A 17,602-nucleotide genomic window follows, 5' to 3' on the forward strand; every position below is an offset into this window, starting at 1 on the left:
ATGCATTGTGCATTATATATAATCGACAATCGTTTGCGAAGGGCATCGAGTGCTTCGCACAGATCCAAAATCGAGGAGACGTCATGCAACCAACAACGGTGGGCCATCCGGCCGCTGGAGCGACGCGATACCGGTTCGCCGTATTCGCACTGATCGTGGTGATTGCCCTGGTGAACTACATCGACCGCGGCGCCATTTCGTATTCCGCCGGGCAGATCACGGCCGAATACGGCTTCGACCGCGCGGGCTGGGGTGCCGTGCTCGGCTATTTCGGCTACGGCTACATGTTCGGGGCTCTCTTCGGCGGGGCACTGGCGGACCGTCTGGGCGCCAAGAAGGTATGGGTGATTGCCGGTATCGCATGGTCGGCGTTCGCCATTGCCATGATCTGGGCGGGCGACATCGGGATCGCGGTGTTTGGTGGCTCGGCACTGACCGGGTTCGCCACGATTCGTGTGCTGTTCGGTTTCGCCGAGGGACCGGCCTACTCGATCATCAACAAGACGATGTCCACATGGGCGTCGCCGTCGGAGCGCGGCTTCGCGGTGTCGATCGGCCTGTTGAGCACGCCGCTGGGCGCGCTGCTCACGGCACCGGTGGCCGTCGGCCTGCTGTTGCTGACCGATAGCTGGCGCACGATGTATGTCGTGCTCGGCATTGCGGGTTTCGTGCTGATTGCGCTGTTCGCACGCGTCTACACGAATCGCCCCGAAGACAACCCGCGCGTGAACGAGGCTGAAGTGGCGCTGATTCAGGCGGGTCGTCCGGCACAGAACACTTCCGCCGCTGCCGCCGCGAGCGATATGCCGTGGTGGAGCTTCTTCAAGAGCAAGACGCTGGTGTTCAACTCGATCGGTTACTTTGCTTTCATCTACGTGAACTTCATGCTGCTGACGTGGACGCCGAAGTATCTTGCCGACGAATTTCATTTCACGCTGTCGTCGCTCTGGTATATCGGCATGATTCCGTGGACGGGCGCGTGTGTGACGGTGCTGCTCGGCGGTCGAATCTCGGACTGGCTGTATCGCAAGACCGGCAAGTTGGTGATCGCGCGTAGCTGGTTCGCGGCTGCCGCGCTGACCTGCACGACGCTGTGTTTCCTGCTGGTGTCGCAGGCACAAAGCGTGTGGGCCGTGATCGCGCTGATGACGCTCGGCAACGCGTTGAATGCCCTGCCGAACTCGGTTTACTGGGCGGTGGTGATCGACACGGCACCCACGCGCGTGGGCACGTTCAGCGGTCTGATGCACTTCATCGCGAACATTGCCTCGGTGCTTGCCCCCACGCTCGCCGGGATTCTGTCGGCCAAGTATGGCTATTCGTCGATGTTCATTGCCACGGCCGTCGCCACGGCGGTCGGCGTGTTCGCCATGCTGCAGGTCAAGCCGGGCGTCGGCCCGAAGCTCACGCGTCGTGAGGGCGAAACGGTGTCGGCCTGATCCCGACCGGCGTGCAACAGACAACGGGGACTCGCGCGTCTCGCGATATCATTTCCTGATCACCGGCATCTCGATGCCGCTCAGGAAAACAGAAACAAAACAGAGACGATGCGTCGGCCGGTAGCCAACACCGGTCGACGTTCGCGCGAGACGCCCGCATGAACCTTCAGCATCTGCACGCCTTCACCATCGTTGCCCAGCAGCAAAGCATTCGCAGCGCAGCGCGCGTGCTCGGTCTGTCTCAGCCAGCGGTCACACGCATCATGCGCGAGCTCGAGCGCAACGTCGATACGCACTTGCTGCATCGCGGCAGCAAGGGCATCGAACTCACGCCGTTCGGTCAGGCATTGCTCAAACGCGCCCATCTGATTCTCGAGGAAGCGCGCAAGGCGCAAGATGAGCTCGACCAGATGCGCGACGGTGCGGGCGGCAGCCTGAACATCGCAATATCGTCGACCGCAGCGCTGTCGCTGTTTCCGTCGGCGTTGCAGCGCTTTCGCGAGCGCATGCCACGCGTCGAACTCACGATCAGCGAGTCTGCTCCGCCCCACACGCAAGACCAGTTGGAAGCCGGGCGTCTCGACTTCGCCGTGTTGACCGAACTCGAAGGCGGTGCCGCCGACGGATTCGAGCGCACTGTTCTGCTGCCCATGCAACTGGTCGTGGTCGGTCGCAAGCGGCATCCGCTGCGCGGCGCGAAGTCGATTGCGGAATTGCGTGACAGCCTGTGGCTCGTGCCGGGCATTGGCGACAGTGCGACCGACTATCTGAGTCGCGTGTTCCGGGACTATCGCCTGAACCCACCGCAAGACGTGATCTCGTGTCGCTCGATCGTGACGGCGTTGAGCATCATGGAGAACTCCGACGCGCTCGGGATCTTCTCGCGCGTGGTGCTCGACCGGCGTCAGCGCATCGCGAACCTGAGCCTGTTTCACCCCGCCGAACCGCTGCCGATGGCGTGGCTGACGCTCGCGACACGGCCAGGGTCGCAGCCCACGCCGGCGGCGCGCTGTCTGATGAACTGCCTCGCGGAAGCGGCGGCGAGTCTCACGGCGGCCGACGTCTGAGACGGCTGCGCATGACGTTCACCTCCCGCTGATTCGTCCGACCCACGCGATAAGAAATGCTGATATCCAGAATATATTTCTTATCTTTTAGGTATAGGGGCGCAGCGATAAGATCCCCGTAACCCGTCTGCCGACGTGTCACGTGCCGCCCTCTACGGTGGCACGGTACGGCGACGCAGACGAGTCACGACAACAACCGATACCTGCACCGGCCAGGCCGGTGTGCGGGCAAGGAGGATGGGGATGACGACATCGCAAGACACCGAGCGTTACTTTTCTTCGACCTACGCCGAGGCGCGTGAGCGTTTTCTGAGCGCAGCACGACGGCGCACCGACCAGATCGATTCGTACCCTGTCGACGCCACTGGCGCGCAGGGCGAAGCCTTGTCGACCGACGTGGCGATGATCGCGCCGCCGAACGCCCGCCGCCTGCTGATCCTGACATCGGCCACGCACGGCGCCGAGGGGCATTGCGGCTCGGGTTGCCAGGTGGCGTTGCTTGACGACGCGCCGATGCTCGCACGCGCGGCCGAGGCCGGTGTGGCCCTGTTGCTGATCCACGCGGTGAATCCGTATGGCTTTTCGTGGGGGAGTCGAACGAACGAAGACAACATCGACCTGAATCGCAACGCGCAGGCCTTTGGCGCGCAACCGCTACCGGTCAACGCCGACTATGCCGATGTTCACGACTGGCTCGTGCCGACCGAATGGCCGCCCACGCCGCAGAACGAGCGCGCCATCGCCGAGTACATCGAACGTCACGGCGAACAACGTTTTCGCAACGCGGTTTCCAGCGGGCAATACACGCACGCCAGTGGCCTGTTCTACGGCGGTCAGGCACAAAGCCGTTCGTTGCAGACTGTCTCGCATGTCCTGCGCACGCAGGCCGCGAGCTTCGCCGACATCGGTTGGATCGACTACCACACCGGACTCGGGCCGCAGGGACACGGCGAGAAGATCTTCGCGGGTCGGCGCAACGAGCAGGAAGTCGATCGCGCCCGGCAATGGTGGGGCGCGGACATCGCGGTGCCGTTTGCGGGCACGTCGGCATTGGTGGACGTGACGGGCCAGCTTGCCTCGACGATCTACACGTGTTGCCCCGAATCGCGCCCGACCCTGATGGCGATGGAGTACGGCACGCAGCCGTTCGAGGCCGTCGTCGGCGCGTTGCGCGGCGAAGCCTGGCTGCGCGCGCATCCGGATGCGCCGACCGACGTCGCGACGGCGTTGCGTCGGCGTGTGCGCGGCGCGTTCTATTGCGATCACGACGTGTGGAAGGGCATGGTGCTCGGCCAAAGCCGGGTTGCCGTGCTTCAGGCGCTTTGCGGGCTGTCGGCGACGTGATGCTGCGCCCGCTTTCGGGTGCACGTACGTCGTCACGCATCGTCTCGCGTGGTTGATGATCCATTGGGTTGGCGCGGCATCTTGCGGGTGTCGCGTCGCCCTCGATTCGGCAAGTCTTCTGCACTTCAAGGAATCGCAATGAACAATGCGTCTCTCGCAATGTCGGCCGATGCGAAACCGGCCACGCCTGCGTGGCGGGTCATCGCGGCCGCCACCATCGGCAATGCCCTCGAATGGTTCGACCTCGTCGTCTACGGCTTTTTCGCCGTCACGATCTCCAGGCTGTTTTTTCCGGCGGGCGACTCGACCGTGTCGCTGCTGCTCACGCTGGGTACGTTTGGCGTGTCGTTCTTCATGCGCCCGCTCGGCGCGATCGTGCTCGGCGTTTATGCCGACAAGGCTGGCCGCAAGGCCGCACTCACGTTGTCGATCACGTTGATGATGGCGGGCACACTCATCATCGGCCTGATGCCGACCTATGCGTCCATTGGCGTGCTTGCGCCGATCGGTCTGGTGCTCGCGCGGATGATCCAGGGCTTTTCAGCCGGTGGGGAGTACGGCAGTGCCACAGCGTTTCTCGCGGAGCAGGCGCCGTCGCGGCGAGGCTTCTATGCGAGCTGGCAGTCGTCGAGTCAGGGCATGACGACCTTGCTGGCATCGGTCTTCGGGGCCGTGCTCACGAGCAGTCTGAGCGATGCCCAGATGCAAAGCTGGGGATGGCGTATCCCATTCCTGTTCGGCTTGATGATCGGCCCCGTCGCGTATTACATCCGCACACACATGGACGAGACGCCCGAGTTCGTGGCGGCCGAGACCACGCAATCGCCGCTGGCCGATACGTTCTCGAGCCAGAAGGAACGCCTGTTGCTCGCTATCGGCGTGGTCGTGCTTGCCACCGTTTCGGCCTACTTGATCCTGTTCATGCCGACGTATGCCGTCAAGCAGCTCGGTGTTTCGGCGTCGACGGTCTTTACGGCCATCATCGCCACCGGCGTGATTCAGACAGTGGGCGCGCCGATCGTGGGGCACCTGTCGGATAAGCACGGACGCACGGGCATGATGCTCGGTGCCGCCGTGGTGATCCTGCTGCTTTCCTGGCCAGCGTTTTACGTGCTCGACCTTCATGCCACGTTCGGCACCATGATGGCCATGCAGATCGGTATCGGACTGGTGAGCGTGGCGTACTACGGCGGCATGCCTGCACTGCTCAGCGAGTTGTTCCCGACGCAAACCCGTACGACGGGTATGTCGATCGCTTACAACCTGGCGGTCACGATCTTCGGCGGCTTTGCTCCGTTCATCATCACCTGGCTGATACAGGTCACCGGCAGCAAACTCGCGCCGAGTTTCTACCTGATGGGCGCGGCGGTGATCAGCATGATCGCGTTACTGCGGATTCGGGCGTTGAAGTTGCGTTGATGAAGTCCGTGTCGCCAGAGGCGGCACATCGCACAAAAGAAAAAGCCCGGGACGCGATGTCTCGGGCTTTTTTTCGCGCGTGAAACGTATCAGGTGCGCTGCGCCAACTCGCTGCCCGCATCGCGCGAAAGCCGTGCAATCGAAATCGTCGAGCTGACGGCGATCAGGCCGACGACGAGGAACGCCCACGGGAAGTCGACATTCGTCACATGATCGCGCCCATGCAGCCACGACGACGTCTGCAACACGGCCGCGCCAATCGTAATCCCGAGCGTGAGCGACACTTGTTGTGCGACGCTGGCGAGACTCGTCGCCTGACTCATGCGATGCCCCGGCACGTCGGCGTAGGAAATTGCATTCAGACTCGTGAATTGCAGCGAGCGGAAGCAACCGCCGAACAGTAGCGTGCCGAGAATGACCAGATGCGACGTCTGGTCGGTGAAGAGTCCATACCCGCCGATGGTCGCTGCCGCAATGACTGCGTTCGTCATCAGCACACGGCGGAACCCCCAGCGCTGAAGAATGCGCAGCGAGAGCGTCTTCATGAACATCGCACCGGCCGCAGAGATGAAGGTCAGCGCGCCCGACTCCAGCGGCGTCATGCCGAAGCCGAGTTGCAGCATCAACGGCAAGAGAAACGGCGTCGCACCTACGCCGATGCGAAACAGCGTGCCGCCACCGACACCCGCGCGGAACGTGGGGATGCGAAAGAGATCGAGCCGCAACAACGGATGCGCAATCCCTTTCGCGTGACGCAGATACGCGACGATCAGCGCCGCGCCGAAGGCGACCAGTCCGAGGGCGAGCGGCGTCGGAATCAGGTGACGGCCGATGGTCGACAGACCCAACATCAGGATCGACAAACCGAAGCCCGAGAGCAGGAAGCCCTTGACGTCGAGCGGCGGCACTTCGTCTTCGTACAGATCGGGAATGAATTTCGTCGCGAGGACGAAACCGAGCACGCCGATGGGGATGTTGATGAAGAAGATCCAGCGCCAGTGCCAGTACGTCGTGATGAAGCCGCCGAGCGGCGGACCGAGCACCGGGCCGACCAGCGCCGGGATCGTGAGGTAGTTGAGCGCGCGCACCATGTCGCGCTTCTCCACGGACTTGAGCAGTGCGAGTCGTCCCACGGGCACCATCATCGCGCCGCCCATGCCTTGCACAAAGCGCGCAATCACCAGTTCCGGCAAGTTGGTCGAGATGCCGCAGCAGATGGAGCCGACGACGAACACGCCGATGGCGGTGCGAAAGACGTTACGCGTGCCGAAGCGATCGGCGATCCAGCCACTGATCGGAATGAAGACCGCGAGGCTGATGAGGTACGTCGTGAGGGCGAGCTTGAGCGTGATCGGGCTCTCGCCGAGATCTTTCGCGATCAACGGCAAGGAGGTGGACAACACGGTGGAATCCATGTTCTCCATGAACAGCGCGCAGGCAACTATCAGTGGAACGAGCATGAGGCATGACGTTGCCGTCGCGGCAACGAGAGTAAGCGAACGAGGTACGGTAAGAGGTGCAGCACGGGGGTACTGAGGTAAAGCGCAGACGATGTAGCAGGTGTCGCTTTCTGCGTTTATAGCAAATTCCGGTGCGGCTCGTGCCGTTGACGGGTGAAGCGAGGCGTCATGCGGGTTTCAGGGGGACCGACGACGCGTCGTGTCGTTTTAAGCAGCGGAATGCCGTGCCACACCGCGATATGGCGTTTTATTTATCGAACTTCGTCGGTTCTCAATGCGACTCAAGAAAGTCACGGAGGACGTGAAGATGCGTATGTGCTTCGTCGTCTTCCAGTCGATGTGCGGCCGTGAGTAATGTGACCGGACCTTCGGTCAGACGCGTGCGCAACTCGGTGAGCATCGCGTTGTGGTCGGCATCCAGCGCTGAAAGCTCTTCGAGGAAGCGCGTGCGGAACGCCGCGAACGCCTCGGGATGCTCGTGAAACCACTTGCGCAGCGGTGTGCTCGGCGTGACGTCCTTTGCCCAAAAGTCGATCTGCGCCTTGGCCTTGGCCAACCCGCGCGGCCAGAGACGGTCGGCGAGAACACGCTGGCCGTCGGCAGCGTCGGGGGCGTCGTAGACGCGCTTAAAGCGAATGTTGTAGGACGGCATGGGGGACGGCCTCCGGGGCTGATCGAGTGAGCGCGCGCCGCTCGCGCTGAGCGGGCGCGCAATACTTCGGAGCTTACCGGACGCCGTCGTTACAGGCGAGTCCCCATCCCAGCGCACATCAGAAGCGCCAGTTGACGTTGCCGTACACCGAGTTGTCGCTGACCTTGCCGCCGAACTGCCCCGAATAGCTCACGCCGAGCGTGACGCCATCGCTGACGAAAGCATCGATACCGGCGCTGACGACCGCTGCGTCACGGGCAATCGGCACGCCCCCCACGGTGAAGGCCGCCGACGTCCCCGAGAACGCCAGTTGCATGTCCGGCGTGTTCGCGCCGTAAGCGTGACGCCACCCGGCCGACAATCGTAAGCGTCCCGATGCCGCAAACCCGGTCCCCGTGGCGAAGAGGATCTCACCACGCAGGCCTGCGGTGGAGAATGTGACGCCGTGCGACTGTTCGTCGGCATGGAGCCCGGCAATGCTGCCGGATTCGTCGAAGGCGTCGGTGCGTACGCGTGCGTAAGCCACGTTTGCGAAGGGCTCGACACTGACGCGCCCGGCATCGAGACGCCACGCCGCCTCGCCGAACACCTGCCACACAGCGGCGTTGTATGTTGCACGCGCCGTCTGTGCGATGGGACCGATGGCGATGGCGCGTTGCGCGCTGATCTGCTGCCAGCCATATGCACCGCCGACCGTGGCACCCAGACGTCCGAAGCGCCGATTCACGTAAGCGCCGATCTGCGCGTCGTTGCTGTTGCCCGAAGCGGCGCCACCCGTGTTGAACGTGCTGTGACCGAGTCCGCCGAACATGCCAGCGCGCCATGCGTCGGCGAAGGGCGCATCCACCCCGGCGAGCACACCCATGCCACGGCGATGCAGAGTCGCTGCGCCCGAGCCACCATCGCTGACGGCGCGGTTACGCATCTGCCCGTCATTGCCGTAGACGGATGCCCACGCCTGTGTCGCGCGAGGTTGCGAGCGGCAATCGTCGCTCTGATTCGGTGACGTCATGTTGGTGCGCGTGGGCTCGTTGCTCGGTTGCGCGGCGTCACACTCCAGTGCAAGCGAGAGACTCTCGCGCAATCGCTGTGAGACCGCGTCGCGTGCAATTTGCGACTGGTTGAGCAACATCGACGCCACCGAGGCGTGCAGACTCCCGTCGAGGCTTTCGAATGCGGCGGGCGCGGTGGCGGCCGTCAGACCGAGTGCGGCCTGATAGGTCGCGCTGCCCGTGCCCAGCGATGCGACCGCAGCGGCCACCGCGCGCTGATTCGGCGTGACGGCCCCGGCGGGCAGCGGCGTGCCGTTTGGCGCGAACGTCAGCAACACGGACGTCGGCGTATAGCTGACCTGTGGCGTGAGGTAGAGGAGGTTGGTGGACGTCGATGCGAATTGCCCGGCGACGCCGCCCGTCGCCGACACGATGACGGCCCCCGATGCATCGGCCGGTTGCGTGCCCGGTGCCGCATTGACGACGAGGTTACTGCCACCGACCGTGGCACTACCCGTGGTGCTGACCTGACTCGGCGCGGTACCGGGGGCCGCGTTGACCTGCAACGTCGATCCCGGCGGTAGCGTGAGGTTGCCACCGACGCTAAGCGTCGACCCCGGCGCACTGACCACGATCTGACTCCCGCTCGCGCCTGTCAGGGGACCGGTCTGTGCGCCTGCTCCGGAGCCACCGGCGCTGGCCGGTGCGGGTGTCGTCAGCGTGGCCCCTGTCTGGACGGTGACCGGGGAGTTGGGCAGTCCACCGATACTCAGCGTACCGCCCGTGACGGTCGTCGGTCCCGACAGCGGATTTTGCGCTCCCAGCGTGAGCGTGCCACCGCCGGTCTTCGTGAGACCGCCCGTGCCGGAAACGCTGCCGGGGAAATTGCCCGACGCCACCGACACCGAACCGCCATTAATCGTGAGCCCGCCTTGTGTTGTGCCGTTCAGCGACGGCAGTGTGACGTTGATGCCTTGCGTGGTCACGCCGCCCTGTGCCACGGTCAGCCCGCCGACGCCCAACCCGCCAGGCGACGTGAGCGTGACGCCACCGCCATTCACCGTCGTGCCGCCCGTGAAGGTATTCGTGCCGCCGAGCGTGATGCCCTGCGGGTTGTTCAGCGACAACCCGCCGTTACCGGAAATGTTTCCACCAAGTGTTAGCGGGGCCGTGCCGCCGACAGACAGTGTCGATCCGTTGTTGAGTGTGATGCCGTTCGCGAGCGTCGCCGGAGCACTTGCGTTGAGTGCGCCACTCCCGTTGACGGCAAGGCCGCCGGTGCCGAGCGAAGCGTTGTTGCCGACAGTTAGCGTGCCAGCGTTCAACGTCGTGCCGCCGGTGAACGTATTGGCCGCTCCTAACGACAGCGAACCACTCCCGTTCTTGATCAGCGCGCCCGCGCCGGACAACATGCCATTGAAGACGTGGCTGCCTGTGTCGCCCGTCGTGAGTCCGCCGCTGCCGAGAATGACCTGTGTGCCAGTGCCACCGTTGAGTGTTGCAAGCACGAGGGGGGCTATCGTGGCGGATGCGTCGAGCGTGGCGCCAGCGTTGCCAAGTGAGATGCCGGAGGTATTGCCGAGACGTCCGGAGGCGCCGAGCTTCAGCGTGCCGCCTGACACGGTTGTTTGCCCTGAGAACGTGTTGTTCCCGCCAAGCGTCACCGTGCCGCTCCCTTGCTTCGTGATGCCGCCGGTGCCGGTGATGCTGCCGTCGAAAGCGTTGTTCGCGGTGCCCCCCAGCGTGAGCGATTGCCCGCCGAGCGAGACCGTGGTGTTGGCGGCACCATCCAGTCCCCGGACGGTGACCGGTGCCGTTGCGCCGGAGAGATCGAGCGCGGTGCCGCCTGCAAGCGTGACGTCGTTCGCGCCGCCAAGCGCGCCACCCGCTCCCAGCGCCAGCGTGCCACCCGCCACGTCGATGCCACCGGTGAAAGTACTTTGTCCCGTCAACGTCTGCGTACCCGCACCGGCTTTGACGATGCCGCCGGTGCCTGCGAAGCCCGCGCCAAGCGTCTGATTGGTTGCGTCTCCGAACGTCAACGTATTGCCACCGACGTTCACAGTGCCACCTGTACCTGCCAGCGTCGCGAGCGTTTGATTACCCGCTGCCGAGATGTCGAATGTGGCGTTGGCGCCTGTGATCGCGACGTTCGCCCCGTTGGCTAACTGACCGGTTGCGCCGAGCGAGAGCGTGCCGTCCGCGATGGTGGTCGTGCCGGTGAACTGCTGCTGACCGAGGAGCGTTTGCGCGCCGCTGCCTTGCTTGACGATGCCGCCCGTGCCGCTGATCGTACCGCTCACGGTGTGGCTCGACGCATCGCCGAACGTCAGCGTATTGCTCCCGAGCGTGACGTTGGTACCCGCCTGTGCAGTCAGCGCGCCGATCGCGCGATTGCCATTTGCGCCGGAAATGTCGAGTGTTGCGCCCGCGTTCTGTAGCGTGACTGCGCCGATGGGGGAAAGCGTGCCAGCCCCGCCAAGCGCGAGCGTTCCCGCCTGTACGACGGTACCACCGGTGAAGGTGTTCGATCCGGTCATCGTCTCGACGCCAGTCCCCATTTTCACCAGACTACCGGTGCCCATCACGCCGCCGCTGTACGTTTCGTTCAGTCCGCTCGCACCGACCTCCAAGGTATTGCTGCCCATGTTGACGTTGCCGCCACCGGTAAGCGCACCGAACGTTTGCGTGCCGTTGCCCGCTGACAGATCGAAGGTCGCGCCGGTCTGCACATCGACGACGCCCGCTGCATTCAGACTCGCGCCCGCACCGAGCGCCAGCGTCCCGGCGTTGACGTTGGTTGCCCCGGCGTACGTGTTCTGACCGTTGAGCGTAAGCGTGGCCGCGCCGTCCTTCGTGATACCACCTGCGCCGCTGATCGCACCGTTAAGCGTGAGGTCGTTCGTACCGACGACGGTGAGATTGCCACCGAGCGTGATCTGGTTGCCGAGCGTGCTGGCCTGCGTGGCGTCGAGCGATGTCCCGTCGGCGAAGTTCACCGCGCCCGTGCCCAACGCCGTGTTGCTGCCCACGGAAATGCCGCCCGCCTGAACGTTGACACCGCCTGAGAAATCGCTATTCCCCGAGAGCGTTTGAACGCCATTGCCGAGTTTCACGAGACTGCCACCTGCGCCGTGAATGTCGGACGCCAGTGCGCTGCCCGCAGCGTCGGCAAGCGTCAGCGTCGTTCCGCCGAGATTGAGGGTGCTGCCTGCGACACCGCTCACCGTTGCAGCAGTCTGATTAGGCCCTGAGGAGAGATCGAGGACGGCCGTCGCGCCGTTGAGATTGGCGTTCTTGCCGCCGAGCTGCGTGCCGTTGCCGAGCGCCAGCATGCCCGCGTCGACACGGACATCGCTCGTCAATGCAGCGCTGCCGTTCAACGTTTGTGTGCCACTGCCTTGTTTGATGAGTTCACCCGTGCCATTGAGTGTGCCGCTGAAGATTGCGGTGTTGGCGCTGCCCAGCGTGAGCGTCTGCGTGCCGAAGTCGACCGTGCTGCCAGCGATTCCGCTCAGCGCGCCGATGACGGGCGTCGTGGCGGCGCTCACATCGAATGTCGCGCCGGACGCGACCGTCACATCGTTCGCATTCGACAGCGTGCCATTGGCATCCAGAGCGAGCGTGCCGTTATTCACGCTGACGTTCCCCGTGAACGTGTTCTGCGCGCCGAGCGTGAGCTTGCCGCTGCCGTCCATGATCAGCGCGCCGGTCCCGGAGATGGCGCTCGCGAGCGTGTCGTTATCGTTGTTGCCGACCGTCAGCGAACTGCCGCCGCCCAGCACGACGCTTCCGCCGGTGCCGTACAGATGTCCCAGCGATTGATTCCCTGCCGCACTGAGGTCAAGCACTGAACCCGTCCCGGTGAGTGACACGGACGCGCCCGGCGCGAGGCTGGCCCCGGCCCCAAGCGCGAGTGTGCCGTCGGAAATTGTGGTGGTGCCGGTGTACTGCTGCGTGCCGAGCAATGTCGTCGTGCCGTTGCCTTGTTTGACGAGATTGCCTGAACCGCTGATGACGGCAGCGACGGTATGCGTCGTCGCATCGCCGAACGTGAGCGTGTTGATCCCCAATCGAATCTGCGTGCCAGCGTCGGCAGAGAGCCCACCGATGGTGAGCGGTCCATTGGCTCCCGAGATGTCGAACGTCGATCCTGCATTGGAAAGCGTGACGGCACCATTCGTGGCGAGCGTGCCAGCGCCACCGAGTGCCAGCGTCCCCGCCTGAATGACGGTCCCGCCGGTATAGGTGTTTTGCCCTGTGAGGGTCTCGGTGCCCGCGCCGATCTTGACGACCGATCCCGTGCCGGTGAGTCCACCGCTGAACGTATCGCTGCCCGCGCTGCCAATTTCGGTGACGAGGGCACCGATGTTCACCGTGCCTGCACCGTCGATTGCTCCGATCACTTGCGTGCCGTTCCCGGCGGAAAGATCGAGCGTTGCACCGCTGGCGACGCTCACGGTGCCGGTGGCATTGAGCGACGCACCGGCCCCGAGGGCCAGCGTGCCCGCATTGATCGTTGTCGCACCCGCATACGTGTTGCTGCCGCCCAGCGTGAGCGTCGCGCTGCCCAACTTGGTGATGCCGCCGCTTCCCGACAGCGCGCCATTGAGGGTGAGGTCGTGACTACCGAGAACGGTCAGCGTACCGAGCAGTGTGGCGCTGTTGCCTAGGGTGATGGCTTGCGTGCTGTCGAGCGTCACGTTGTTGCCGAAGGTCGCCGCCCCCGTGCCCAGCGCGAGGTCGTTGCCGACGACCAGTCCGCCAGACCCGACGCGCACGCCGCCGGAGAAATCGCTGGCACCCGAGAGCGTCTGGACGCCGGGGCCCGAGACGACAAGTGCGCCGGTCCCGTGAATCGCGCCGCTGTAAGTCGCGTTGCTTGAGTTGCTCAACGTCAACGTCAGCGTCTGCCCACCCAGCGAGATGGCACTGCCAGTCACGCCGTCGAGAGTGCCGATGGTCGACGCCGCACCGCCACTGATATCGAACACGCTGTTAGTGCCTCTGAGCCAGAGCGCGTTACCCCCTTGAAGCGCTGCGCCGCCGCCCAGTGCCAGCGTTCCATCAGCGATGGCGATGGCACCCACATACATTTGCGTTGCGGTGATTGTTTGTTTGCCCGCGCCCTGTTTGACGAGTCCACCCGTGCCGGTGATCGTGGCGGCGAGTGTCTGGTCGGTGGCGTCACCGAAGGTCAGCAAGGTGTGGCCAAGCGCGAGTGTTCCGCCGGTGCCCGATAACGCGCCGATGGTTAGCGGCGCGGCCGCGCCGCTGACGTCAAACGTCGCTGTTGGGCCGCCCAATATGACAGCGCCCTGCGACGCGAGCGAGCCGCCACTGCCGAGTGCGAGCACCCCGTCGTTGATGGTGGTGCCTCCCGTCCATCCTCCCGTGCCTGCGAGCGTAAGTGTCGCGGCGCCCGCATTCTGAAGTGCGCCATTCCCCGTCACGGTGCCGGCCAGCGTCAGATCCGCGCTACCGAGCACCGCAGACGTGCCACCGAGTGTGATGTTGTTGGCGAGGGTCAGCGCTTGCGTCGTGTCGAGCGTGGTCTGATCGGCGAGCGCGAGCGTTCCGATGCCGAGCGCATTCGCGTTGCCCAATTGCAGTCCGCCAGCGTTGACGGTCACGCCGCCGGAGAAGTCGCTCGCACCGCCAAGCGTCTGCACGCCGCCGCCTTGCTTAATCAGCCCTCCGGTGCCGTGAATGCTGCCGTTAAACGTCTCCCCCGTGTTGTCACCGAAGGTCAGGGTGTTCGCACCTAACTGCACCTGCGCTGCGCCGCCGCTGAGTGCGCCGATGGTCTGAGGACCGGCGGCGCTGATGTCCAGCGATGTCGAGCTATCGCCGAGCGTCACGGCGTTCTGCGCCGATAATCCGCCTCCGGCACCGATCACAAGCGAACCGCCACCCACGACGACACTGCCCGTAAACGTTTGTTGGGCGGTGATGGTTTGCGTGCCTGTCCCGAACTTGACGATGCCGCCACCGGTGCCCGTCAGCGTGCCCGCGAAGGTCTGGTTGGTGTTGTCACCGAAGGAGAGCGTGTTGTCGCCCAGATTGATCGTGCTGCCGACTGCGCCCGATAGTGCGCTGATCGTCTGGTTTTCGCCGCCGCTGATGTCGAGTGCCGCACCGCCCGCGATGCTCACCGGATTCGCCGACAGCGTGCCCGTGCCGCCAAGAGAGAGCGTGCCCTGATCGATGGTGATCTGACCGGTGAAGGCATTCTGTCCGGTCAGCGTTTGCGTGCCGGTGCCTTGTTTGACGATGCCGCCCGTGCCGCCGATGCTGCCCGCGAACGTCTGGCTCGCCGCATCGCCGAGTGCAAGCGTGTTGCTGCCCAGTGTGACCTGACTGTTGGCCGTGCCGATCAGCGAGCCGATGGAGACAGGCCCCGCGCCGCCGATGTCGAACGTCGCACCGTCCGCGAGCGTGACGACGTTGCTGCCCGCCAACGCATTATTCCCCTGAAGCGCGAGACGTCCCGCTGCGACGTCGATGCCACCCGTGAACGTCTGCGGGCCGGAGAGCAGCAGCGAACCCGTGCCTTGCTTGACGAGGCCACCAGTCCCGGAAATCGTGCCGCCGAAAGTCGTGTTCCCAGCATCCCCGACTGTGAGCGTCTGATTGCCGATGAGCACCGTCGATCCGGATACGCCGGAGAGCGCTCCGAACGTCATGTTCGCAGCGGTGGAGAGGTCCAGCGTCGATGTGCTGCCTGTCAGCGCAAGCGGGGGGGCGTTGGCAAAGGCAGCCCCCTGAAGTGTCAACGTGCCTGCACGCACATTGATCCCGCCTCCGGCAGTGCTTGTGCCGGTCAGCGTCATGACCCCCGTGCCTTGTTTGACGAGGCTCCCGCCACTGCCCGTGAACGCACCGGCGAACGTCTGATTGGTCGCATCGCCGAAGGTCAGCGCGTTGTTGCCGAGCGCGACCGATGTGTTGGCGATGCCTGACAATGCGCCGATGGTTTGCGCCGATGCCTGACTGATGTCGAACGTGGTGCCGCCCCCGAGCAGAGACACCGCACCGGTGCTGGCGAGTGAGCCACCGGCCCCGAGCGCAATGCCGCCCGCGTTGATTCTTGTGCCGCCGGTGAAGGTATTCGCGCCGCTTAGCGTCTGCGTGTTGGCATTCGTCTTCACGATGCCGCCCGTGCCGCCGATGGCTCCCGCGAATGTGCTGTTGGCGCTGCTCCCGAGCGTCAGGTTGTTGGCGCCGAGCGCGATTTGCGTGTTGCCCACGCCGGACAATCCCGAGACGGTTCTGTCGCCGTTCGCTGCCGACATATCGAAGACGGCGCCCGCACCGGAGAGCGCAAGCGGGGTGCCGCCGATCTGCAAGCTGCCCGCGCCCGACAACGCGAGCGTTCCCGCCACGACATTGACGCCCCCGCTGAACGTATTGGCCCCTGTCAGCGTAACGGTCTGCGCCCCCTGTTTGGCCAGACTGCCGCTGCCGCCGATCAGACCCGACAACGTAAGCGCCGCGCTGCCGCCGAGTGTCAACGTACTGCCACCGCCGATGGCAATCGTGTTGGTGAGCGACACCGGTGCACTGGCGTCGAGCACGCCGGTGGTACCCGATACCTGAACCGTGCCGCTGCCAAACGCCGTGCTGCTGCCAGCGACGAGCGTACCGCTCGTGAGAAACGTCCCCCCGGAGTATGTGTTGATGCCCGAGAGCGACAGGCTTCCCGTGCCGCCAAGCGACACGCTGCCAGTACCGCTGACGACACCGCCCAACGTCAGCGGGTTGGTCCCCGAGACAGAGAGGCCGTTGGTGCCTAACGCCGTCGGAAGGGTAATCGTCAGCCCCGCACTAGCCGCTTGCATGGCCCCGCCGTTGACCGTGAGCGAGCCGGTGCCGAAGCTGCCCGCGTTATCGAAAACGGAGAGGCCACCGTTGAGCGTTGTCGACGTGACGGCGAGCGGACCGGTGAGCGTCCAAGTGCCGCCATTCACGGTGGCGCTCGTGAAATTCACGTAGCTCGCGCCGTTGAGCGTGCCGGTGCCGGTCGTGGTCGCGTTGTTAGCAGAGTTGCGAAGCACCAGCGCGTTGGTGCCACCTGCGCCTCCGTCGACCACGCCCGCCGCCGCAAAGCCGAGGTTGAAGCCGACGACGGGAAGGGCACCGATACCGGTACTGCCGCCGTCGTTGAATGTCGAGCCGGTGACGGCTGTGAATGTGTTGTTGCTGTTCGTGCCGAGCGAGACGCTACCGCTTAGCGTGCCTTCGTTGCTGAAAGTATTGCCTGCACCCGTCATGCCGTTGGGTTGAAAGGCCACGCGTCCGAGAATGGTCCCCGTGTTGGAGAAGTTGACGCCCGCGCCCCCATACGCCACCGCCACCGGTGCGCTGCCGTTCCCCGTGAGTGTGACCCCGAGGATCGGCGTGGCTCCTAGCGTGCCGCTGTTGTTGATGGTCGTGGTGCCGCCGGTCGCGTTCTGCGCTGTCAGCGCCAAACCCGTCAGCCCGGGCAAGCTCACGCCCAGCACACCCACCGTGCCCCGCATGATCGCGTTGTTCGTCACCGTCTGCGTACTGCCACCGGCATTGCCGTTGCCGATGACGGTGCCCGATGCAAGCAACCCGATGCCGCCGAGCAGCGAAGGGTCGATGGTGCCGCCGTTCACGAGCGTGATGTTGTTCCCCGTGAGCGACAGTGCCGTGCCACCCACGCCGAGCAGCACCCCGACACCGGCGCTGCTGTTGACGGTGACCTGCAAGTTGTTTGCCGCATTCGCGTAGGACGGCGCCAGCGGATTCGCAGCCCCGCTGCACGTCACGATGTTGCCCGCCGCCGTACAAGTCGCCCAGGATGTCGCGGGTGCCAACGCGCCGAGCACCACGATGCAGGCAAGGCACACGCGCGTGAGCGACATCGCGGGAACTGCCGCTCGAAGGATCGGGAACCGTCTTGCACGACGCACACGCGACCCCGATGCGCCCGCATTCTGATGCGCCGTTTCCGGCACGGGGACGACATCGACGCGGCAATGCCGCCAGACCAATCGATAGAGGTGCTTGTTCATCGTGCTCCGGTTCCCAATGGCATGGAGTGCAGAAAGGGCGGTGCGCGATGGCAACGCGCCCTTGGCGGCGGCATTCGGGGGGAGGCGACGACAGCAGCAGTGCAGTGACAGGGCTGCGGGACGACGCGCTAATGCGCGATAAATGTGCGGGCCATTCTAGAAAGCGCGATGGGAAAGTGCCCGCGGCA

At 64.7% G+C, this 17,602-nt stretch carries 7 protein-coding genes; 4 read left to right on the forward strand and 3 right to left on the reverse strand.

Features of this window, described 5'->3' with window-relative positions:
- The first annotated feature begins 83 nt into the window (after window positions 1–83).
- From ACIQWO_RS15640 to ACIQWO_RS15655, 4 genes are all read left to right on the forward strand, one after another.
- The gene (locus ACIQWO_RS15640; protein WP_402825653.1) at window positions 84–1,439 is read left to right on the forward strand and encodes an MFS transporter; all 1,356 of its coding nucleotides are present in this window, start codon (window positions 84–86) and stop codon (window positions 1,437–1,439) included.
- Window positions 1,440–1,597: 158 nt separating this feature from the next.
- The gene (locus ACIQWO_RS15645; protein ID WP_402825656.1) at window positions 1,598–2,506 is read left to right on the forward strand and encodes a LysR family transcriptional regulator; all 909 of its coding nucleotides are present in this window, start codon (window positions 1,598–1,600) and stop codon (window positions 2,504–2,506) included.
- Window positions 2,507–2,749: 243 nt separating this feature from the next.
- Complete coding sequence (locus tag ACIQWO_RS15650) at window positions 2,750–3,850, forward strand: M14 family metallopeptidase (RefSeq protein ID WP_402825659.1); 1,101 nt, start codon at window positions 2,750–2,752, stop codon at window positions 3,848–3,850.
- A 138-nt stretch (window positions 3,851–3,988) separates the two neighbouring features.
- Window positions 3,989–5,269, forward strand: a complete 1,281-nt coding sequence (locus tag ACIQWO_RS15655; RefSeq protein ID WP_402825662.1) for an MFS transporter — start codon at window positions 3,989–3,991, stop codon at window positions 5,267–5,269.
- 89 nt (window positions 5,270–5,358) lie between these two features.
- On the opposite strand, the gene ACIQWO_RS15660 is transcribed toward ACIQWO_RS15655, so the two are convergent.
- From ACIQWO_RS15660 to ACIQWO_RS15670, 3 genes are all read right to left on the reverse strand, one after another.
- Window positions 5,359–6,729 carry an MFS transporter gene (locus ACIQWO_RS15660; RefSeq protein ID WP_402825665.1) on the reverse strand — a complete coding sequence of 457 codons (1,371 nt, stop codon included), beginning with the start codon at window positions 6,727–6,729 and terminating at the stop codon, window positions 5,359–5,361.
- Between the two features lie 271 nt (window positions 6,730–7,000).
- Window positions 7,001–7,381 (reverse strand): DUF488 domain-containing protein, encoded by a 381-nt coding sequence (locus tag ACIQWO_RS15665; RefSeq protein ID WP_402825668.1) that lies wholly within the window; start codon window positions 7,379–7,381, stop codon window positions 7,001–7,003.
- Window positions 7,382–7,499: 118 nt separating this feature from the next.
- Window positions 7,500–17,414 (reverse strand): autotransporter-associated beta strand repeat-containing protein, encoded by a 9,915-nt coding sequence (locus tag ACIQWO_RS15670; RefSeq protein WP_402825671.1) that lies wholly within the window; start codon window positions 17,412–17,414, stop codon window positions 7,500–7,502.
- Between the last annotated feature and the right edge of the window lie 188 nt (window positions 17,415–17,602).

Source organism: Pandoraea sp. NPDC090278 (assembly GCF_044772185.1).
In the GTDB taxonomy this organism is placed as follows: Bacteria; Pseudomonadota; Gammaproteobacteria; order Burkholderiales; family Burkholderiaceae; genus Pandoraea.